The following is a 22,193-nucleotide window of genomic DNA, read 5'->3' as shown; positions in this document are numbered from 1 at the left end:
CCCGAATTATTCATAAAAAATTGAAAGAGTGCATGCAGTTTTGAATAATGTGGGATCAGTATGGGGGAGCCAATATGGACGATAAGCTGTTACTCAAAGTAGAGAATTTAAAGATATCCTTTAAGAATAAAAAGGATTACTTGCAAGTGGTTAGAGGATTCGACCTTGAAGTAAACAAAGGAGAGATAATGGGAATATTAGGCGAATCAGGAAGCGGTAAAACCGTTTCGTCAAACTCCATTATTGGATTAATTGATAAGGAAGAAGGTAAAATCGATTCAGGTGAAATATACTTTAAAGGAAAAGATTTATTAAGGCTTAGCGAAAAGGAATTAAGAAAGATACGTGGGAGAAATATATCCTATATTTTTCAGAACCCATCGGAATCTCTTAACCCCTATAGAAGAGTGGGTAAACAAATTGAAGAAGCATTAAAGGTACATGGATTAAAATCTTCTAAGAAAATGATATTGGAACTAATGGAGGATGTTGGATTAGATGATCCGTCACTTATCTACAATATGTATCCCTTTCAATTAAGTGGAGGACAATGTCAAAGGATAATGATCGCAATAGGCGTAATATGTGGACCCGAGCTATTAATCGCAGATGAACCTACCAGCTCTATTGATGCTTCACTTAGAAAAAAAGTATTAAAGTTGTTTAAGGATATAAATGAGAAGTATGGAACATCAATAATATTTATAACCCACGATTTTGATGTGGCAAAATTTCTATGTCATAAGATTACGATCATGTATGGTGGATTAGTTATGGAACAAGGGAATATGGAGGATATATTGAAGACGCCAATGCATCCCTATACAAGAGATTTGCTAAGATGCGTAAATTCCCTCGATGAAAACCAGGATGTACTGTTTGCTTTAGAAGGAAGACCTCCTAGTCCTATAGAGTTTAAGGATGAGTGTCCATTTTATGAGAGATGTAAAAATAGATCTGACAAGTGTAAAAAATCTATTCCAGAAGTAATGGAATATCAAAACAGAAAGGTAAGGTGCATTAATATATAAATAAGAGGGTGAAAATATGAGTGCTAGTTTACTAAGAATTGAGAACCTTTCAAAGCATTTTATAATTAAGAAGAGTGTCTTTTCTCCCAAAACAATTATAAAGGCTGTGGATGATATTACCTTTGAATTAAAAAAAGGTGAGATATTAGGTTTGATTGGTGAGAGCGGCAGTGGTAAAACAACCACGGGTAACCTGATTCTAAGACTTTTGAATAGTGATAATGGAAGAATTTTCTTTAACAATACTGATATTACCGATATAGAAGAGAGAAAAATGCGAGCACTAAGAAAAGATATTCAAATTATTTTTCAACATACCCATGGAACACTAGATCCCAAAATGACTATTGGTGAGTTGGTTCTAGAACCTATAAAAATTCATAACGTAGTTTCTGGACCTGAACAGGATCAGGAAGTTACTAGACTGTTAGAAATGGTTGGATTGTCAGCCGGCGATAAAGATAAATTTCCTCATCAGCTAAGCGGTGGGCAAAGACAGCGTGTGGGGATTGCACGGGCAATAGCTACAAGACCGAAATTTATAGTTTGTGATGAACCCGTATCTGCTTTAGATGTATCAGTCCAGGGGCAAATACTAAATTTGCTTTTAAGTTTAAAAGAGGAATTAAACTTAACCTATTTATTTATCTCCCATGACTTAAAGGTTATAAAATATATTTGCGACAGAATTGCAGTTATGTATAGGGGTAAAATTGTTGAGATTGGTGAAACAAATGATATTATAAATCTGCCTCAGCATGAATATACAAGGAAGTTGATAGACTCTATGATATAAAAGTATTCTTACATAAAAGAAGAGGGGGCATATCATGGGAGGTTCATCGGACTCAAAAAAACTTAAACCTATTTATCTTGTATTACCTATTTTAATTTTTGTTCTAATTATATTCTATTGTATTAACTCATATACAAACTCCTTTGATGAGACCATTTTTAATGCTGATAATGCCTACGATCACATAAATGAGCTAGCAACATCTAAGTATAATGGAAGATTAACAGGTACAGAAGGTAATTCGTTGGCACTTAAGTATGTTGAAGATCATTTCGAAAAATTAGGTATAGAACCGGCCGGTGAAAATGGGACATACTATCAATACTTTGACTGTTTGGTTCCGCAAATTGATACACAACCAGTTTTCACTATAGAAGATACAAAAGGAAATATACTGGAAGAACTAAAAATCTATGAAGATTATAGAGCGTTTACTTATAGTGTTGGTGGAGGAATAAGATTTGAAGGAGACATATTATTAGTAGATAAATATCTATCTAAAACTGACCCAGAGATAATTAAAGATAAAATAGTTGTTATGGCATCCACTGGAATTAGAGAAAAGGACGTACAATATGTACTTGAAAATGGTGGTAGAGGTCTATTGTTTAACCGGTTAGGTACATTCCAAAGTGTAGCCGGTAATGATTATAGAATAAAATCTGTTTCATCCGATGCTAAAAAGGGGAAAGGCATGTTTTTTGGAGCACTAGGGAGGGATGCTTACTTTAAGTTAAAAAAACTCTCTGACCCTAGATTGCTGGAAGAAGAATATGAAAGGCTTGGAGATAGTGGGACGAAGAAGCCTCCTAAGGGAGCTGGAATAATAAGAGGAGTAAAACTAAAATGTGATTTAGAATTTCCCGTTGTAAAATCAGCGAATATTATTGGGAAGATAGATGGAAAGAAAAAGGATGGAGGATATTTAATAATAGGTGCTCATATCGACCATGCTGGAAGTGGAACCGATGAAAAATACTTTCCTGGAGCCTTGGATAATGCTTCAGGAGTGGGGATGATACTTGAGCTTGCAAGGGTTATAAAAAATCAGAATAATCTACCCTATAGAACAATTGTGTTTGCACTATGGAATGGTGAGGAAAATGGATTGGTAGGCTCAAAGTATTATGTTGAAAATCCAATATATCCTTTAGAAAAATCACAAGTGATAAATCTTGATTGTATTGGAACTGTTAATGCTAGTAAAGTTAACATTGAGTATAATGAGACTGTTGGAAAGATAATTGGAAGTAAAATGTACCAGTATGCTGATGATTTGGAAATTGATACGGAAGCAATGCATGTGAGTCCAAATAGTGATCACTACTGGTTTGCAAAGGCAAAGGTGCCAACTATTCAATTAGAAGATGGTTATTCTTCCATACATACATATGATGATAAAATTGATAATATAGGGAAAGAAAAACTAGAAAGTGTGGGCGTTATTCTTACAAACTATATAAAGAGAGATGTTTTTAGAGATACATCTGTGGATTATCTAAATAATGTGGAACTAGTAATACTGGTTTTATTTATAATTGGAACAATATTTATCTACATTATTGTATCCCTAAACAAGGTGAATCCACATAGGAAAGTCTTTAATACTAAAGCCGAAGATATTTATTATTCGTCACTATTCAACGTACTACTAAAATGTTACTACTTTATAACTCCGGCACTTATAATAATTTTTTCATTACTTTTCACAGCAAATCTGCCTCAAAACTTTAACATTGTATTTCATAATGGTGAGGCATATAGCAATCTGTCGATGTATCTAAGTCTGAAAAAAAGTGTCTTATATATAAGAAATTTAATGTTAAATGGACTAGGCACAACGGAAAATCATGTTGAAATTTTTGAAATAGTATTTAAGTCTATGGGGAGAAGTATGAAACTTATAGGCATTACAATAATTATTTCCTTATGTTTTGGTGTGTTAAAGGGGATGTTTGATAGCTATAGAGGTGGAAGAAAAGGAGAGTTTAGAACTCTAGCAACCTTAATGACTTTTTCATTACCAGATGTTTTCATAGTTCTATGTGGAATGTTATTGATTAGTTATATTTCTAAAAATGATGTTTTGAAGCAACTTGTTGATTTAAAGAGCCTCAGAGGATTTATTATACCCTTATTAACCTTATCTATAATTCCAATGGTATATATATCTAGAATCACATTTATTGTTGTACAAGAGGAAATAAAGAAAGGGTATGTGGTGGCAGCTAGATGTAAGGGACTATCAAGACTTCAGGTGTTTACTAAACATATTGTAGTTGCTGTAGTACTTAAGATTGTTGATTCAATTCCAACTTTGATTACTATAATAATTTCAAACTTAATTGTAGTGGAATATTTATTTAATTATAAGGGAATTGTTTTTAATCTTTATAGATTCTATGAGGAACATGATGTAACAAGTTTTATAGGTTTTTCACTAGTTTTAGGATTGATATACATATTATTTGTTGTTTTATCTAAGTTGATTGCAAAAGTAATTAATCCTTTTAAAAATAGGACTAATTAAGAAACTTAATTTACAATTAGGCCTGGATAGAATAATAATACTCATTATTAGATACAAAAGTGTGCGAAGTGCTGAATGGTTAAAAGAATCTATGTTTCAAATTCTAATGCACTTCGCATTTAATCAATAGACATTCAGTGTCTTTGTTCTATGTAAAATACTCAATTCTTGCATTGGGAAAATACTTTGCTATTAAATTAGAAATGAAATCTTTAATTTCTAATGCTTCTTCTTTTTTATATACATATTTCATTCTCCCGTATTTCCCGTACTTTTTCTTTCTCATTGATTCGTCCATTTCAAGTTTAGTATTAGGGAATCTTTCAAGGATAATATTTTTAGCATTACTTGTAAATCTGTGCTGGATAAGTTCAAAGCTTATATCTTCATTCTCGGCAAAATTTATATGACTATGAAGATTTTCAATAAGAGAACGATACTCTTTTTTCCAATTTTCATAACGAATTATTGGAGCAATAATAAAACCCAAGGGATAATTTGCTCTTCCCAGTTTTTCAGCAGCTTTTAGACGGTCTTCGAGACTATCAGTGTTATGTTCAAAACTACTTATTACATAACTAGAGTTAATAGAAAACCTAAATCTTGTATGGCCATTATGTTCTGCGTCTAATATAGGATCAACATTAGCGAATTTTGTAACTGCCCTTAATCTTCCTTTATCAAGGGTTCCAAAAAACTCGATAGTGTCCTTTAGGGTTCCTGTAATGTGTTCTACACCTAAGGGATCACCGGTACTAGCGGCTTCAAAGACAGTAACTTCAGGAAGCCTTTCCTCGATATATTTTTCTATTGTTTTAAATATCTCATCAGTATTGGCATAGACCCTTACATATGGTTTTTTACCTTGGGTTGAGAAAAGATAGCAGTATTCACAATTACCAGGGCAATTTGTCATTAATGAGAATTGATAATGGGCAGAAGGTTTACATACATCGAGTTTAAGGCTTTTCTTAGTTCCCACCACTAGGGTCTTCTTTGCATTTGCGAACTTTGATTTCTCATTACTGCCTGGTATACCTCTAACCTGATTGTGGGATGTTGTCTTTAATATTTCAATATTATTTTCCTCACAGAAACCAAATATTTTTTTACCTACAGGATATTCTAGTGCCGACGGTTCGAAGTATGCTCTATCTGGCATCCAAAGCTTCATAAAAAAACTCCTTTTATATAGAGTTACTAGTGAAACTTAACTTAAACATATCGAATATTTGATGCTTCTATGGAGTTTTGATGTGTATAAGTTAAAGCATTTACTGGAATCTCTATGCATATTTTCTTAGGTCTCTGTAGTAATTTCTGCAAAAATTCTTGATATATACATTGAGAGGGTTTAATATTTTAATAAGCCCCAAATTTTAATGAATAACTTGGGCTTATATTTGAAAATATTCTAGAAAGAGCTAAAGATATAAAAAGTCTTTGACGAATATATTTATGAGTAGGTTTAATGAAATATTGATGATACAGTTTGTGAGTTTAGAACTATTGCAATTTAATTATTGGATGGTATCGTTATATTTAAACCCAGATTAAAAGATAATATCATTCATCCCAGGTTATTCAGAAGAAAATCCATATAAATTATTAAGATTATGAGTGAAAACCTGTAACTAAAAATATAGGAGAGATACTAGTTATGGCAAGACAAATAGACCTTGACGAAAAAATTATTAAAAGGAAAAAAATTCCCATTCTAATTAAGGATAATGCATGGCAGAGCCTCTATAAGGAAAATCAAACGAAGAACATGAAAAGCTTAGCTAAGAAATTAGAGGAATTAATTCATGAAGAAAAAGAATCTATGAGACAGTTAAAGGATGCCAATAAGCAAAAGAAGGTTTTAATGAATAAAGTTTTGAAGCTTTCAGATGAGGCAAACTCAAATGATAATAGCACAGCTCTAATAAAGCTGGAAAATACAAAGCAAAGAATACTTGAGGTTAATGATAAGATAGATGAGTTGCAGTTTAGGCTGGAAATGCTGCCCAAGGAAATATATGATATAAATTTTGAGCTGCTTAAGGAGACCGTATATGAATCCTATGAAGACATTATAGAGGGAAAAGAACGGGTAGGTCATCTTGATATAGAGATTCAAAAACTTAGAAAAGTCTTAGGTAAGATGTGGGAAGAAAAATTTACTAAGGAAAAAAGAATAAATGATCTTTACGTATATCTTCATGGGACGCTAGGACATGAGGAAACAGATAAGTTAGACAGAGAATTTTTTAATACATAAAAGTGTGAGCCTCCAATATTTATAAACTGAGTATGGGGGGTTTTTTCTATGCAATTATTTGGGTATAATTTATATGTGAGAGGTGATATTAGATGATTAAAGGAACAGGAATAGATATTATTGAGATAGAAAGAATAAGTAAGGCGATAGAGAATAAAAAATTTACAGAAAGAATTTTCTCAAATAATGAAATAAAGTACTTTAATACTATAAACAATAATATATATACTATTGCAGGTACTTTTGCAGCTAAAGAGGCTATTTCAAAGACTTTAGGAACAGGAATAAGAGGATTCAAGTGGACAGATATAGAAATTGTTAGAGATGAACTTGGGAAACCAATGGCGATTTTAAGTGGGAAGGCTAAAGAAATAGCTGAGAAAAAAGAAATATCTAAGATTGAATTATCAATATCTCATTGCAAACAGTACGCAGTAGCTCAGGCAATAGGTATATGATTAAGTAGGGATTTGTTAAACCTAAATGCAGACTAGAATAACTTTTTTGTTGACATATAACCATTTACACAGTAATTTCAAGGTGGTGAGACTATGAAAGTTGCTTTAAGTGATGAAATGAAAAAAATTGATAAAACTGCTATAGAGAAATACGGGATACCTGGGGTTGTGCTTATGGAGAATGCAGGTAGAGTCGTAGCCGAGGAAATAATTAATGAATTTGGAATAGATTCAAAGCTGACAATAGTTTGTGGTAGAGGCAATAATGGTGGTGATGGTTATGTATTAGCTAGACACCTTTATGATAAAGGCTATGACCTAAAAGTTTTCGTGTTAGGAGAGAAGTCGGGGATTGGAGGAGATGCATTAATAAATTATAAAATAATCAATAACCTAGGGGTTAATATAGAAGAAATAGTTAATGATGAAGATCTCATGAAATTAAAAGAAAATATCATAGATTATCCTATAGTTGTGGACTCATTATTTGGAACAGGGCTTAATAATGAGGTTGGAGGGATACCTGAAAGGGTAATAAATATAATAAATGAGTATGGTAAGCATATCATAGCTGTTGACATTCCTTCTGGAATAGGCGGAAATGATGGGAAGGTTTATAATGTAGCCATAAAAGCTAATAAAACAATAACATTTGGCCTACCGAAGTGTGGTAATTTAATTTATCCTGGCGCAGAATATAATGGAGAACTACTTATAAAGGACATAGGAATACCAAATGAGATTATTAAAAATGTAGAATTAAATCACAATTTAATAGATTTAAGGCTTATCAAGAATAATTTACCATCTAGAAGAAAAGATACACATAAAGGAAGTTATGGCAAAGCAAATGTTATTGCAGGTTCCACAGGAATGGCTGGAGCAGCTATTTTAACATGTAAGTCAGCACTTAGAACGGGATTAGGATTACTTAGACTATATATTGGTGAGAGTTTGAACTACATAGTTAAAGCCGGTATTCCAGAAGCTATTACGGTCCCTTTGCAAGAAATGAGAAAGGGTGTAATAGGAATAAACCATATAGAAAAGATAATTGAAGACACAAAAACGGCCAATGTGTTAACTATTGGACCTGGATGTGGAAGTACAGCTGAACTTTCAGAAATAATAAAGCGTATATTAATAGATGTAGATGTACCTATAGTAATAGATGCCGATGGACTGAATGCTTTATCAAAAAATATTGAATGGCTTTCGGAAAAGAAGTCAAAAATAATTATTACTCCACACCTAGGAGAAATGGAAAGGTTAACGAAAATACCTATTGAAGAAATAAAGAATAATTTGATTAAGGTAGCAAAGGACTTTTCTCAGAAATGGAATGTAATAGTTGTTTTAAAGGGGGCAAGTACTATCGTTACTTCACCCGATGGAAAAGTATTTATTAATGTAAGTGGAAATCCTGGCATGGCAACTGCAGGAAGTGGAGATGTGCTTACTGGTATCATAACTGGTCTCGTAGCTCAAGGATTAGAGCCTCTGAAGGCAGCTGTAACTGCAGTATATCTACATGGTATGACTGGAGATAAGGTTGCCAGTGAAAAAGGCGAATATGGCCTCTTAGCAGGGGATATAGTTGAAGAACTTCCCTATACAATAAAAAATATTGTAAAGGGATAAATATACATAAAAAAATATTTCAACTAGCTAACGACATATGAAAGGAGAGTACCTATGAAAGCTAAAGATATTATGAATAATGATGTTATTTCGGTTAAAGCGGAAGATAAGGTGGAGGATCTTGTTAAAATTTTACTTGAAAATGAAATAAGTGGCGTACCTGTAGTTGATGAAAAAGGTAATGTAGTTGGGATTGTAAGTGAAGCAGATTTAATCTATCCTGAAAAGAGCTTACACCTACCCGCATTTATTCCAGTATTAGACGGTATTGTATTCTTAGAGAGTTTTAAGAAGCTCGAAAAGGAAATTAAGAAAATGACCGCCTATAGAGTTAAGGATGTCATGAACAAGGATGTAGTTGCTGTAAAGGAAGATACAGAGGTACAAGAAGTAGTTAATATACTATTAGACAAGAAAATAAATAGGGTTCCAGTAGTTAACGAAGAAAATAAGCTGGTAGGAATTATAACTAGAAGCAATATTCTAAGACATATTTATTAGATTACTACGTAAAATTAGATGAAGGATTAGGATAGGATATAACAATTTTGTTCAATAATATGTTAAATTTAATAAAAGGAATTAGTAAAAAAATATTGAATACATTCTTTGGTGGAGGAGGTAAATTTGAGGCGTAAATCATGGATAATAACTCTTTTGATGATTTTACTACTCGCAGGATGTGGAGAAAAAACCGATGAAGAAATATTCTATAAGGCGCAAAAGCAAATAGTATCTCTTGATACATACACATGTACTGCAGAAGTGACTGTATATGGAAATAAGAACGCCGAAACTTATACGGCTAAGCAGTGGTTTAAATCTCCTGATAAGTATAGGATAGAGATACAAGGGCCTGAAGATGTGAAGGGGAAAATAACTATTTATAATGGTAAAAGGGCATGGATATGTCATCCTAGAATAGGGCAAGAATGGCTTATGGAAGACTTTAAAACCTCTGTTGAGCATAAGATTTTTTTGGGGTACTTTTTAAATAACTTTTTAAGTACTGAAAATACAATACTTGATAGGGACACTGTTGAAAATGAAGATTATATATTGCTTCAAACTGATATTCCAGGAAACCATCCTTATTTTAGCAAAGAGAAGTTGTGGTTTGATATCAAAAAATATTATCCCTACAGGCTTCAAGTATTTGATAAAGATGATAAAATAAGAATAGAAGTAAAATACATTGACTTCAAATTTAACGAGAAGATAGATAACAATATATTTTCTATCAAAGGACATATTTAATTATTGGAGGGTTAACATGCAAAGGATGAAAGAATTAAGACCTGTATGGGCAGAGATTAACCTAGATAATCTTGCTCATAATATCAGAGAGGTTAAGAGGGTTGTAAAGGATGGAACACTAATTACTGCAGTAATTAAGGCAGATGGATATGGACATGGTTCAGTACAAATAGCAGAAACATTACTTGAAAATGGGGCTGATAGGCTTGCAGTAGCGACTTTGTCTGAGGCTATCCAGTTAAAGAAGAACTATAAGGATATACCTGTACTTATATTGGGATATACGCCAAATGAGAGTGCAAGCTTAGTTATTGAACATAATATTATTCAAACTATTTATACATATGATCAAGCTGTAGCATTTTCGAATAAGGCTGTTGAGCTGGATAAAGAAGTGAAGGTTCATATTAAAGTAGATACTGGCATGAGTAGACTGGGTATGAAACCAGACGAAGAGACAGTAGAAATTATTAAAAATATAAATAAGCTTCCTAACCTTTCTATTGAAGGTATATTTACTCATTTTGCAGTAGCTGATGAAACAGATAAGGAATTTACATATAATCAAAGTAAGAAATTCGAAATCCTTTGTAGTGAATTGCAGAAGGCTGATATAGAAATACCTATAAAGCATGTATCAAACAGTGCAGCTACAATAGACTTACCAGATTTGAATTATAATATGGTAAGAGCAGGCATAATGCTTTATGGGCTGTATCCATCAAATGAAGTAGATCATGAAAGAGTAAAGCTAAAGGAAGTTATGTCATTAAGAGCAAGAGTTTCACATGTTAAGGAAGTAGAAGAAGGAACTGGAATTAGCTATGGTTTAAAGTATAAAACTGATAAAAAATCTAAGATTGCAACCTTACCAATTGGATATGCAGATGGATATACGAGACTGTTAAGCGGAAAGGCAAATGCAATAGTAAAAGGAGAAATAGTTCCGATTGCTGGAAGAATATGCATGGATCAATGCATGATTGATGTTACTGGATTAGATGTAATGACAGGTGATGAAGTTATATTATTTGGAACCGATGGCAAAAATAGCATAACCATTGATGAAGTTGCCGATAGCATAGATACAATCAACTATGAAATAGTCTGTATGATAAGTAAAAGGGTTCCGAGAGTATACGTAAAAGATGGTAATGTAGTGAATATATGTGATTATATCATGAAATTGTAATGAAAAAGTGCCTTATATAAGTAGTATTAGAATATTAAATGTATGTAAAAATAGCTGTAAATTAGAGCTGTGAAAGAATGTTAAGACGTGAGAAAATCAACTAAATTGGACAAATTTGAATAAAATTATAGGTAGATTGACACACTTATATTAAATGATATATAATGTTGTTATCTATGAATACTGCAAGAAAAATTATTTCTGTTCATTTTTATTAATTCCCTTGGAGGTGCAAAATGGCCGAAACAAAGCGAATAATGGTCTGTGTTCCAGATTCACTACTTGAAGAAGTCGACTACATAGTAAAATTAGAAAAAAGAAACAGAAGTGAATTTATCAGAGAGGCCATGAAAGCCTATTTAAGGGAGAGAAAAAGAATGGAGATGAGAGAAACCATGAAAAAAGGGTACAAAGATATGGCAGCTATAAATTTAGTTTATGCAGAAATGGGAATGGATGTTGATTTAAGCTGTCTTGAAAAATATGAGGCTGAACTTGCTGCGGAGTGTGAGTAGATTGATTATTAGAAGAGGCGACATATTTTATGCAGATCTCAGTCCTGTTATTGGCTCAGAACAAGGAGGAGTAAGACCAGTACTTATTATTCAAAATGATATTGGAAATAAATACAGTCCTACCGTAATAGTCGCAGCGATAACTTCACAGATCAATAAGGCAAAGCTTCCTACCCATATTGAGATAGATGGAAAAAAATATGGACTGCCTAAGGACTCTGTCATTCTCCTTGAACAAGTTAGGACCATAGATAAGAGAAGGTTTATAGAAAAAATCTGCAAGCTTGATGATGAAATTATGAGTAAAGTTAATGAAGGATTAAAGATAAGTCTAGGACTTACTGAAATATAAGATACAAGCCCTTTATTGTTAAGATTGATAAGGGGTTTATTATTTTTTTGCGAATTTTTTACCAAATTATTAATAATTTCTAAAAATAAAATTTGGAGTATATTTATTTAAAGTATTTATGTTAAAATGTAAATGGACGTAAATGAATATTATATCCAGATTATTCAGAGAAAGTTTGAAAATATGCAAGTAATTTTGATTTCTAAGATGTTTATCAAGTTCGAAGGCACACTCGGGCAATACGCCTATTTTTTGATGAATGTCGTAGAAACAAAAGGACGCAGTAGAGTTTTGAGTTTTCTATGAATAATCTGGGTTACACTCAGGAGGAGAGTCATGAAGAAGAAAAGATTTAGTAGGTCCTTAGTTATAGCCTTTACTACAGCTGCGTTAATAGGAAGTATCTCAATAGTTAGTGGAGCTGTATTCATGGAGCCAGGTTCTGAGGAAGACCCGATAGTAACCCTTAGCTATGTTGAAAAAAGATTAGAACAATTGAAATATTACATAAATCAAAATATAGAGACCTTAGGCAATGGGACACCAGAGGTCGATACAAAGATAGACAGTATAAATTCTCAGCTTCAAGAACTGAAAACAAAAGTTGATAACTTGAGCCCAAATCAAAATAGTTCAAATGTTACAGAGTCAGGAACAGCTGGAAAGTTTAAAGTTGTTTTTATAGAAGAGGGAAAATCCGTGTATCTTGGTGAAAGTGCTGAAGTGATCTGGCGCTCTGGTAAATCAACCGTTATTGCTAGCAAACAAGGTGGATTATCAGACCTGACAATTGGTAAAGATCTTCAGTCAGATGAAGAGGTACCTCTTAATCATTTAATACTTATACCTAGAAATGATGGAAGAGGTATGAGATCAACAACCGATTCATATGTTATGATAAAGGGTGAATATACTATTAAGTAAATATACATAAAAAATGATGTAAGACTAAAAGCGACTTTGGTCGCTTTTGCTAACTACCCCACACACAAGGAGGAAAAATATAATGCTTATCGATTCTAAAGGAAAGCTGTTTGGAAAAATAAATGTTATTGATTTAGCTCTGATATTATTAATAGTAGCTTTAATAGCCGGCGGTGTATATAAATTTGGCAATGTACGTAATGTTTCAACAGAAGACCAACAACAAATAAGTGTTTCTATAGAAATTGAAGAAGAAAAAAAGGGACTTGTAGATGCAATTGAAGAAGGAGATATTTTATTTGATTCAGTTAGAGGAACTCAGTTTGGTAAGGTTGTAGGTAAAAATATAAAGGTTCATAAAGAGCTTGTTGTCAATAAAGATGGTACCGTAGAATATAAAGAAATTCCAGGATCATTTGATGGCGAAATAAGGATTGAATCAATGGCAATAATTGATGATAAAGGATTTTTGGTGGCTACAAAACCTATATATATTGGCTCTGAGATAAGATTGAAATCAAATCTATATGTATTTACCTGTAAAGTTTCGGATATAAAATATTAGTGCTGAATTCCAGCTATAATTCAATAGTGTCTAATTTAGGAGTTGATATTGTGCAGCATAGTATTATTGTGAGATTGTTCAAAAAAATATTTGAATTTATTAAGAGGTATTATAATTTTAGCGTAACTAGCAAAATGACTAATAGTATCTCAAACACAATGAGAAGCTTTTTCGTTAACAGCTTTATATATAGATTATTTGTAAATGAGAATCGAAATTCTAGAAATTATATTAAGCATTCCCTAATAGGGAGAAGCGAAAGCCTATTACAAAAAATTGTATCATTTCTAAATCCTTTTTACAGAAAAGGTGTACAGGGAAGTTTTGTTTTAAAAAAACGGACTATAAATAAAAGCAATAGGATTGGAGTTGTGGGAAAGTTAGTTTCTTTAATGATTGTTGGAGGAGTATTATCCTATAATCTACTTAACATAATTAATAGAAGCTTTTATTTGCTGCAAATTTATATTAGTATTGCAATAATTATTTTAGCAATTAATATATATTTTATTGATATTGATAGAATATATAAGAATAGTTTGATAAAGAGAATTTTTGACTGTATTTTTCATATATAGAAGCTTAATTAGGGTGACTTAAAATTTAAAGCTTAGGACATTGAACTGACAAAGGGATATTAATCTACTTTGTTCTTGGCTTAGGAGTGATATCTGTGAATGAAGGAAAGGCTAATTCAAAATATAAATGGTTTGGACTTGCTGCAGGTATAGTGGTGGGAGCTTTATCCTACTACTTTGGAGTTTTGCAAACTATAAAGATTGTTGTAGCTTTAGTGGCCCTTGGACTGGTTACTAAAAAGCCCGTATATGCTATGGCAGTATACATACTAAGCATTCCATTTCTTTCTGATATGAGTGCTTTGATAATGGGGATTGTTGTAATTTTTTCTTATGGTATAAACTTTATAAGAGAAGGTCATTTCGAGTTTCGATTTACCCCGGCAAACTTATTGCTTCTTTTGTTTACTATTTCAATAGTATCTAATACATTCCTTTCAATTTCCCCGAATGGAAGTTTTAGAGATTTTACTATTCATTCAGTAGCCATTGGAGTACTATTTGTGTTAATTCATAGTAAGAAAAGCCATAAGGACATATATTTAATAAATGTATTTCTTACAGTTACAGCTGCTATTGTTTCTGTTTATGGTATTTATCAATTCTTTGCCGGTGCACCTATGGGAAGCGGATGGGTTGATATGTCACAAAATCCAGATGTAAAAATAAGGGTTTATTCAGTTTTTGAAAACCCAAACATATTAGCAGAATATTTAATTATGATATTTCCAGTATCTATGGCGCTATTCTTCCATAGTGACAATCACATAAAGAAAGCTTTTTTCGGTGTAACATCATTTTTGATTTTGATTTGTGATGGTGTTACATATTCGAGGGGTAGTTGGCTTGGATTAGTATTTGCCATTGTAGTATTTATTTTCTTGATTGATTTTAAGAAAATAATACTTCTGATACCAGCAGGTATTGGTTCGCTATTCGTTTTACCAGATTCGATACTGCAGAGAATTGGCACAATTGGAAGTTTACAGGATAGTTCGAACTATTATAGAGTTAACCTATGGAATATGGCTATAGATATTTTAAAGGACTATTGGTACTCGGGAATTGGAATAGGATACATGACATTCCGTGAAATTTCTCCGTTCTATATAAGAACTGCTATGGATCCTTATCATACCCACAACACCTATTTACAAATAGCCATTGAACTTGGAGTTATAGGGTTAGTTCTATTTTTACTATTGATCCTATCCATATTCAGAATGGGAGTTAGATCAGTTATCAATACTAAAAGTAAATTTGTTAAGTATTTTTCTGCCGCCTATTTAGCTTCCTTAAGTGGAATATTAGTGAATGGGCTAGCAGAACATGTACTATACAACCCTAAAATTTTACTTGTATTCTGGTTTATCATTGCTATGAATCTATGTATGTATAATCTATATAATGAAGCAAGCTAAAGAATAAATCAAAGAGGATGATAGAAATGAATGTTTTATTAGCTTCAATGACTATGGATATTGGAGGCGCAGAAACACATGTAATAGAATTGGCAAAGGGATTGAAAAAAATAGGACATAACCCAATTGTTATTTCTGCAGGAGGCATTTATGTTCAGGAACTACTTGCAGATGAGATATGTCACTATGAAGCACCACTAAACAAGAAGGATATTAAAAGTCTTACTGAGTCTATGAAGGTTTTAACTCGTATCATAGATGAGAAAAAGATTGATCTTATACATGCCCATGGAAGGATACCGGCATTAAATAGTAAAATTGTATCAAAGTTAAAGGGTATTCCTTTTATGACTACTGCCCATGCAAAGTTCGATGCTTCTTTGATTTACAAATATACTTCTTTTTGGGGAAAAGAAGTTATTTGCATAAGCGAAGACATTAAAGATCATTTAATGAATAATTTTAATGTTAAAGAAGAAAAGATTACTATAATACCAAATGGTATAGATACTATGAAATTTTCTCCAAGGGAAGACAGTGTTGATTTGAAAAATGAATTAGTACTTGGCGAAGACACCTTAAAGGTAATATACATAAGTAGAATTTCAGGTCCATTGGCAGAACTAGCCAAGCTGGTTATTGAAGCAGGAAATGAAATTTTTAAAGAAAATGAAGAGATAGAGTTTATTGTTGTTGGTGATGGCGATGACGAAGACTTTAAGAGGGTCCGAGAAGCAGCTGAAAATGTAAACTCTGAACATGATAAAAAGGTTGTTCATATACTTGGAAAGCGTACAGATATTCCAGAAATACTGTCCTTGGCTGATGTGACTGTTTGTGTGGCTAGGACTGCTCTGGAGGCTATGGCATCAGAAAAGCCCGTGATATTAGCAGGCGGAGAGGGGTATATGGGAGTATTAACTGAAAAAAACATGAGAGATGCTATCAGTAATAACTTTACAGGTAGAACTTCAAATGATGAAATAAATATAGAGAAACTTAAAGAAGAGATTTTATGCTTATGTCAGCCGGAAAGCAAAAAGTTAAGAGTTGAGTTGGGCAAGCTTGGTAGAGAGGTTGTTATGAATCAATTTTCAATTCAAACAATGGTGAAAAGTACTGTAGATATATATAATAAATTGGTAAAGGGAGTGTAAGAAGTTGAAAATAATTGATAACAAAGGCAAAATATTTGGGCTTATAAACTACTTAGATTTAATGGTGCTTCTTGTTGTAGTATTATTAGTAGGGAAGTTCTATATATTGGATAACAATGAAAATAGTAAAGAATTTCTTCAGTCTCAAGCTAGTAGAGAGATGTTACTTACCTACAATGTTAGTGGTATAAAAGATATTTCAATAAAGAGTGTAAAAGAAGGAGATATATTTAGAGATGTAGAAACAAAAAGTACATTGGGTGAAGTGGTAAAGGTAGAAGTAACTGATCATCTAATGCAAACAACTGATAAGGATGGAAATGTAATACATAGTAAAGTTCCCGGAAGATATGACATGAGAATTGTCCTAAAATGTGGAGCAAATATAACAGATAGAGATATAAAGATATCTAAAGTTGAAATACAAATAGGAAGATCTATGTTTATTGAAAGTAGAATGATTAGATTTCAGTCAGTCATTGAGGGAATCGAATTTTAATTCCATATTATAAAGTAATGACATTCTAAAGATTAATAAATTTTTAACATGTCATGACTATAGTTGTTTTAAATAATTCCTTGAAAGGAAGAACATTATGAAACGTGTATTTATTTTCGGTTATTATGGTTTTAAAAACTTAGGTGATGAAGCTATTCTATCCTCTATTGTAAAAATGATTCGAGAAAAGGATTCTAAAACAGAAATACATGCTCTTTCCTACAATACTAAATATACTGAAAGCATACATAAAATACATGGTGTAAGTAGGAATAGTTTTAGAGATATATTAAGCGCTATTAAAAACTCAGACTTAGTTATTAGTGGAGGCGGGTCACTACTGCAGGATGTTACTAGTAGCAGGTCCCTTCTCTACTACTTAACAATCATAAGTATAGCCAAGTTTTTTAAGAAGCCTGTATTATTTTTTTGTAATGGATTTGGACCAATTAGAAATAATTATAATAAATACTTAGCTAAGACAATAATTAATAAAGTAGACAAGATTGTATTAAGGGATCCTAAATCAAAAGAACTAATGGAAGAGATAGGGGTAACAAAGCCAATTGAAGTTACTATTGATTCTACATTTTGCTTAGAAAGCATTGATAATAAAAAGGCTGAAGAATTTTTGCGAAGTGAAGGTATTCCAACTGATAAGCCTTTAATAGGAGTTTCCGTTAGGCCCTGGTATGTAGGTGAAAGCTTTGTAAAGACAATGGCTAACTTGGGAGACTATATCGCAAATAAAGGCCTAAGTGTAGTATTTGTTCCTATGCAGGTCTCTAAGGATGGAGAAATATCTAGAAAAATAATGGAGCAAATGAAAAACGAAGCTTACATTTTAGAAAAGGAATACCCGCCTGAGGAAATTTTAGGTATTATAGGAACTTTAGATATTATGATTGCTATGAGGCTACATGCACTAATATTTGCTTGTATTAAAGAAATCCCTATGATAGGATTGGAATATGACCCAAAAGTACAGACGTTTCTAAAGATGGTTGAGCAAAAAAATGGTGGTAAAGTAGAGCAATTGGATTATATCAATCTATGCATTGAGTTTGATAACTTATGGAATAGAAGAAAAGATGAAGCCAAGAAACTTAGAAATATTGGCGAAAATCTACAGAAAATGATTAAAAGAAATAGAGAGATAATAAGTAAAATGTTATAGTAAAGCGGGTGTAATAATGAGAAAAACTATAAGGATGTATGGTGTACCAATAGATGTTGTGACTTTAGAAAGCGCATTTGAGAGATTTAAACAGCTGTTGGATAGATCTGTATTTTCATTTATTTGTACTCCAAATACTGAAATTGTCATGGTTGCCAGGGAGGATGAAGCACTCAAAGAAATCCTTAAGTCCTCGGATATGAATATACCTGATGGAATCGGATTAGTTATTGCCTCGAAGGTACATAAGTTAGGACTGATTGAAAGAGTAACGGGAGTAGACTTGATGGAAAGAATGCTTGAATTCTGTGACTACTCAAGAAAGTCCATATATATACTTGGAGGTAAACCAGGGGTGGCTGAAATGGCTGTGCATAATATCGTAGAGAAATATAGCAATATCAAAGTAGAAGGTTATAGGAATGGATACTTCAATGTAGAGGAAGAAAAGGAAATTATAGAAAATATAAATGATGCGTCACCTGATATCCTATTCGTTGCCCTGGGTGCACCTAGACAGGAGAAGTGGATATATAAACATAGAAAAGATTTAAACGTTAATATAGCAATGGGAGTTGGCGGAGGTGTAGATATCTGGGCAGGAACGGCAAAAAGAGCTCCGAAGGTTTTTCAAATTCTAGGGTTGGAATGGTTCTATAGATTGCTTAAAGAACCTTGGAGGTTCAAAAGGATGCTTATTCTTCCCAAATTTATGATACAAGTTCTGAAAAGTAAAGACATTACAAATTAATTATGATGTTTGGAGTTATTATATTAATTTAATATTAGTTTATGAATTGAGAGATACAAGAAAAATTTCTTGTATCTTTTATTGTTCATTCATAGATTATTTCTGTAAAAAGCTTTGTATAAATATTAGTGATTTGATGTGGTAAATTATTATTTTGTAAAAATTATTTTATTTGAAATACAACTATGTTATAATGACAGTTGTGCGATAAATGAGGTTTCGTAATACATAGAAAATTATAAAAACATTAGGATAATGAATAAATATAATTTTCATAATATGTAAAAAAAATCACCCTTGCCAATCCTTATAAAGAACTACAATATAAATGTTATATGCAGCAAAATACAGGGTATTTAATAGCTATAGAACAGCTATAATACATACTAAAGATATTAAATAGGGTGATGATTATGAAGGAAAAATGGTTTAAAGTATTTTTAGACTACATAGGAATTACATTGGGAACGTTTTTAATGGCACTTAGCTTATTAATGTTCTTAGAGCCTAATACTATAGCGCCCGGTGGTGTAACAGGACTTGCAATCGTTATTCAAAAAGTTAGCGGCATTCCTATGGATGTAACTAACCTTGCTATAAATATACCACTTTTCATAATAGGGCTTATGGTTCTTGGTAAAGCATTTGGAGCTAAAACGGCCTATGGGACAGCTTCTCTTTCTATTTTTATTAGGATTTTAATAGTTATTTTTGGCAACAATATTAATGCTACCGGAGACCTTTTATTGGCCTCAATATTTGGTGGTGTCGCAGTCGGGATAGGTATTGGAATAGTATTTAAGAGTGGTGCCACTACTGGAGGAACTGACTTAGCAGGAGCCATATTAAATAAATATATTCCAGGGCTTAGCATTCCAAAACTGATGATGATAATTGACCTTGTCATTGTTGCTGCAGCAGGTATTGTTAATAGAAATATTGAGACCTCATTATATTCAATAATTTCTTTATATATTCTTGTTAAAGTTGCAGACTTCATAGTAGAAGGCCTTAACTATTCAAAGGCATTTTACATTATTACTGAATACTCAGAAGAAATAAGTAAAGAAGTTTTTGTGCAATTAGCTAGAGGAGCCACAGCACTTAAGGGCAAGGGAATGTACACCGGTGAAGACAAGGATGTATTGTTATGTGTTGTAAACAGGGCTCAAGTGACTAAGCTTAAGAATATAGTATATGCTATAGATAAACAAGCATTTATTATGGTAACTACCATACATGAAGTTCTTGGAGAAGGATTTACTCCAATGAACAAAAAATAAGTAATAGGAGGTAGAATTAATGAACAATCAGTATCAAGAGCTACAAAGTATAGCTACACAGATTAGAAGAGACATAGTTGAAATGATTAATGCAGCAGGTTCAGGCCATCCAGGTGGGTCTCTGTCATCAGCAGATATATTGGCTGCTCTTTATTTTGAGAAAATGAATGTAGACCCTAAAAATCCTAAGCTAGAGAACAGAGACAAATTTATACTATCAAAGGGTCATGCTGCACCAGTTTTATATTCTACACTTGCAAGAAAAGGATACTTTTCACCCGAAGAGCTACCTACACTAAGAAAAATGGGAAGCATGCTTCAAGGACATCCAGATATGAAGGGGATTCCTGGTGTAGAAATGTCTACTGGCTCATTAGGACAAGGATTCTCGACTTCAATTGGTATGGCTTTAGCTTCAAAGCTAGACAAAGTAGGAAATAGAATCTATGTTTTACTAGGTGATGGAGAAATAAATGAAGGCTTAGTTTGGGAGGCTGCTATGGCTGCTGCCCACTATAAGCTAGACAATATCACAGCTATCTTAGACTTTAATGGACTTCAAATAGATGGTAAAAACGAAGATGTAATGAGTACTAATCCAATAGACGAGAAATGGAGAAGCTTTGGATGGAACGTAATTACAATTGATGGTCATAATTTTGAGGAAATAATTAATGCATTTAATCAGGCTGAGGAAACTAATGGGAAGCCGACAATGGTTATTGCTAAAACTGTAAAGGGTAAAGGTGTTTCCTTTATGGAAAACGAGGCTTCTTGGCATGGAACGGCTCCAAAGGACGAAGATAAGGAAAAGGCATTAAAAGAGCTTGGAGGTGAAATATAATGACTAAGAAAATAGCTACTCGTGAGACCTATGGTGAAACCCTAGTTGAACTTGGAAAAAAGAATGAAAATATAGTTGTATTAGATGCGGATTTGTCAAAATCCACAAAGACATATGCTTTTTCACAGGAATTCCCAAATAGATTTTTTAACATGGGTATTGCTGAGCAAAATCTAATGGGAACTGCTGCTGGTCTTGCAGCTTCTGGAAAGATACCTTTCGCAAGTACATTTGCTGTGTTCGCATCTGGTAGAGCCTTTGAAATAATAAGAAACTCAATATGTTATCCCAAATTAAACGTTAAGGTATGCGCTACCCATGCTGGTATTACAGTAGGGGAAGATGGAGCATCTCATCAAGCAATAGAGGATATTTCTCTTATGAGATCATTACCTAATATGACAGTTCTAAATCCAGCCGATGCTACATCTGCTGAGGCTTTACTTAATGAAATCGTTGAGTACGATGGTCCTGTATACGTAAGACTTGGCCGTGCTAAGGTTTCTGTAGTATATGATAAGGATACTAAATTCACTATCGGTAAGGGTATGGAATTAAAAAGTGGTAATGATGTTACAATTATAGCAACAGGAGTTATGGTAGATGAAGCTCTTAAGGCCTATGAAGAACTAGCTAAAGAAGGCATTTCAGCTAGAATTATTGACATGCATACTATAAAGCCAATAGATAAAGAAATAATCATAAAGGCTGCAAAGGAAACCAAGGGAATAATAACTGCTGAAGAACATAATATTATAGGCGGTTTAGGAAGTGCAGTAGCAGAAGTTTTAGCAGAAAATCATCCTGCGCTATTAAAGAGAGTTGGTATCAATGATACATTCGGTGAATCAGGTAAGCCTGATGAACTGATGAAGAAATATGGATTGACTGCTGAAAATATAATAGCAAAAGCAAAAGAGATACTACAAAAATAAAGAGGTTGTTTAGACGATAAACAT

General features: G+C 32.7%; 23 protein-coding genes. 22 read left to right on the top strand and 1 reads right to left on the bottom strand.

What is annotated here, in order from left to right; genetic code table 11:
* The first annotated feature begins 74 nt into the window (after nt 1-74).
* The 3 genes from R9X47_RS06865 to R9X47_RS06855 are packed head-to-tail and all read left to right on the top strand — an operon-like array spanning nt 75 to nt 4,357.
* Nucleotides 75-1,031 carry an ABC transporter ATP-binding protein gene (locus tag R9X47_RS06865; RefSeq protein ID WP_432666004.1) on the top strand — a complete coding sequence of 319 codons (957 nt, stop codon included), beginning with the start codon at nt 75-77 and terminating at the stop codon, nt 1,029-1,031.
* Nucleotides 1,032-1,047: 16 nt separating this feature from the next.
* Nucleotides 1,048-1,827 carry an ATP-binding cassette domain-containing protein gene (locus tag R9X47_RS06860; RefSeq protein ID WP_432666003.1) on the top strand — a complete coding sequence of 260 codons (780 nt, stop codon included), beginning with the start codon at nt 1,048-1,050 and terminating at the stop codon, nt 1,825-1,827.
* A gap of 34 nt (nt 1,828-1,861) precedes the next feature.
* The gene (locus R9X47_RS06855; RefSeq protein ID WP_432666002.1) at nt 1,862-4,357 is read left to right on the top strand and encodes a M28 family peptidase; all 2,496 of its coding nucleotides are present in this window, start codon (nt 1,862-1,864) and stop codon (nt 4,355-4,357) included.
* A 148-nt stretch (nt 4,358-4,505) separates the two neighbouring features.
* Here the strand turns inward: R9X47_RS06855 and splB are convergent, their stop codons facing one another.
* Complete coding sequence (gene splB, locus R9X47_RS06850) at nt 4,506-5,531, bottom strand: spore photoproduct lyase (RefSeq protein WP_432666001.1); 1,026 nt, start codon at nt 5,529-5,531, stop codon at nt 4,506-4,508.
* Nucleotides 5,532-6,017: 486 nt separating this feature from the next.
* Here splB and R9X47_RS06845 point away from each other — a divergent pair, with 486 nt between their 5' ends.
* The 19 genes from R9X47_RS06845 (at nt 6,018) to R9X47_RS06755 (ending at nt 22,169) form a co-directional block, all read left to right on the top strand.
* Nucleotides 6,018-6,620 carry a hypothetical protein gene (locus tag R9X47_RS06845; protein ID WP_432666000.1) on the top strand — a complete coding sequence of 201 codons (603 nt, stop codon included), beginning with the start codon at nt 6,018-6,020 and terminating at the stop codon, nt 6,618-6,620.
* Between the two features lie 92 nt (nt 6,621-6,712).
* The gene (gene acpS / locus R9X47_RS06840; RefSeq protein ID WP_432665999.1) at nt 6,713-7,078 is read left to right on the top strand and encodes a holo-ACP synthase; all 366 of its coding nucleotides are present in this window, start codon (nt 6,713-6,715) and stop codon (nt 7,076-7,078) included.
* Between the two features lie 93 nt (nt 7,079-7,171).
* Nucleotides 7,172-8,719 (top strand): NAD(P)H-hydrate dehydratase, encoded by a 1,548-nt coding sequence (locus R9X47_RS06835; protein WP_432665998.1) that lies wholly within the window; start codon nt 7,172-7,174, stop codon nt 8,717-8,719.
* A 54-nt stretch (nt 8,720-8,773) separates the two neighbouring features.
* Entirely contained in the window at nt 8,774-9,220 is a 447-nt protein-coding gene (locus R9X47_RS06830) for a CBS domain-containing protein (RefSeq protein ID WP_432665997.1), read from the top strand.
* A 126-nt stretch (nt 9,221-9,346) separates the two neighbouring features.
* A complete protein-coding gene (locus R9X47_RS06825) occupies nt 9,347-9,976 on the top strand; it encodes a LolA family protein (protein WP_432665996.1) in 630 nt (209 codons plus the stop codon).
* 16 nt (nt 9,977-9,992) lie between these two features.
* Entirely contained in the window at nt 9,993-11,168 is a 1,176-nt protein-coding gene (gene alr / locus R9X47_RS06820; protein ID WP_432665995.1) for an alanine racemase, read from the top strand.
* 236 nt (nt 11,169-11,404) lie between these two features.
* Nucleotides 11,405-11,683, top strand: a complete 279-nt coding sequence (locus R9X47_RS06815; protein ID WP_432665994.1) for a CopG family ribbon-helix-helix protein — start codon at nt 11,405-11,407, stop codon at nt 11,681-11,683.
* Between the two features lies 1 nt (nt 11,684).
* The gene (locus R9X47_RS06810) at nt 11,685-12,035 is read left to right on the top strand and encodes a type II toxin-antitoxin system PemK/MazF family toxin (protein WP_432665993.1); all 351 of its coding nucleotides are present in this window, start codon (nt 11,685-11,687) and stop codon (nt 12,033-12,035) included.
* A gap of 336 nt (nt 12,036-12,371) precedes the next feature.
* Complete coding sequence (locus R9X47_RS06805; RefSeq protein ID WP_432665992.1) at nt 12,372-12,959, top strand: hypothetical protein; 588 nt, start codon at nt 12,372-12,374, stop codon at nt 12,957-12,959.
* 82 nt (nt 12,960-13,041) lie between these two features.
* Nucleotides 13,042-13,524 (top strand): DUF4330 domain-containing protein, encoded by a 483-nt coding sequence (locus tag R9X47_RS06800; protein WP_432665991.1) that lies wholly within the window; start codon nt 13,042-13,044, stop codon nt 13,522-13,524.
* Nucleotides 13,525-13,574: 50 nt separating this feature from the next.
* Nucleotides 13,575-14,102: a hypothetical protein gene (locus tag R9X47_RS06795; protein ID WP_432665990.1), complete on the top strand. Its 528-nt coding sequence runs from the start codon at nt 13,575-13,577 to the stop codon at nt 14,100-14,102.
* Between the two features lie 95 nt (nt 14,103-14,197).
* A complete protein-coding gene (locus tag R9X47_RS06790) occupies nt 14,198-15,523 on the top strand; it encodes an O-antigen ligase family protein (RefSeq protein ID WP_432665989.1) in 1,326 nt (441 codons plus the stop codon).
* A gap of 26 nt (nt 15,524-15,549) precedes the next feature.
* The gene (locus R9X47_RS06785) at nt 15,550-16,680 is read left to right on the top strand and encodes a glycosyltransferase (protein ID WP_432665988.1); all 1,131 of its coding nucleotides are present in this window, start codon (nt 15,550-15,552) and stop codon (nt 16,678-16,680) included.
* Between the two features lie 4 nt (nt 16,681-16,684).
* Entirely contained in the window at nt 16,685-17,179 is a 495-nt protein-coding gene (locus R9X47_RS06780) for a DUF4330 domain-containing protein (RefSeq protein ID WP_432665987.1), read from the top strand.
* A 97-nt stretch (nt 17,180-17,276) separates the two neighbouring features.
* Nucleotides 17,277-18,356 (top strand): polysaccharide pyruvyl transferase CsaB, encoded by a 1,080-nt coding sequence (csaB, locus tag R9X47_RS06775; RefSeq protein ID WP_432665986.1) that lies wholly within the window; start codon nt 17,277-17,279, stop codon nt 18,354-18,356.
* 16 nt (nt 18,357-18,372) lie between these two features.
* The gene (locus tag R9X47_RS06770) at nt 18,373-19,107 is read left to right on the top strand and encodes a WecB/TagA/CpsF family glycosyltransferase (RefSeq protein WP_432665985.1); all 735 of its coding nucleotides are present in this window, start codon (nt 18,373-18,375) and stop codon (nt 19,105-19,107) included.
* 413 nt (nt 19,108-19,520) lie between these two features.
* Nucleotides 19,521-20,390, top strand: a complete 870-nt coding sequence (locus tag R9X47_RS06765) for a YitT family protein (RefSeq protein WP_432665984.1) — start codon at nt 19,521-19,523, stop codon at nt 20,388-20,390.
* A 19-nt stretch (nt 20,391-20,409) separates the two neighbouring features.
* Complete coding sequence (locus R9X47_RS06760; protein WP_432665983.1) at nt 20,410-21,234, top strand: transketolase; 825 nt, start codon at nt 20,410-20,412, stop codon at nt 21,232-21,234.
* On the top strand, nt 21,234-22,169 hold the full coding sequence (locus R9X47_RS06755) for a transketolase family protein (RefSeq protein WP_432665982.1): 936 nt from the start codon (nt 21,234-21,236) through the stop codon (nt 22,167-22,169). Before R9X47_RS06760 ends, R9X47_RS06755 begins: the two co-directional genes overlap by 1 nt.
* The last annotated feature ends 24 nt before the right edge of the window (nt 22,170-22,193 follow it).

Origin of the sequence: Wukongibacter baidiensis, from assembly GCF_050888315.1 — a bacterium.
Lineage (GTDB): Bacteria > Bacillota > Clostridia > Peptostreptococcales > Caminicellaceae > Wukongibacter > Wukongibacter baidiensis.
This window is presented reverse-complemented; position numbering and strand designations above follow the sequence as displayed.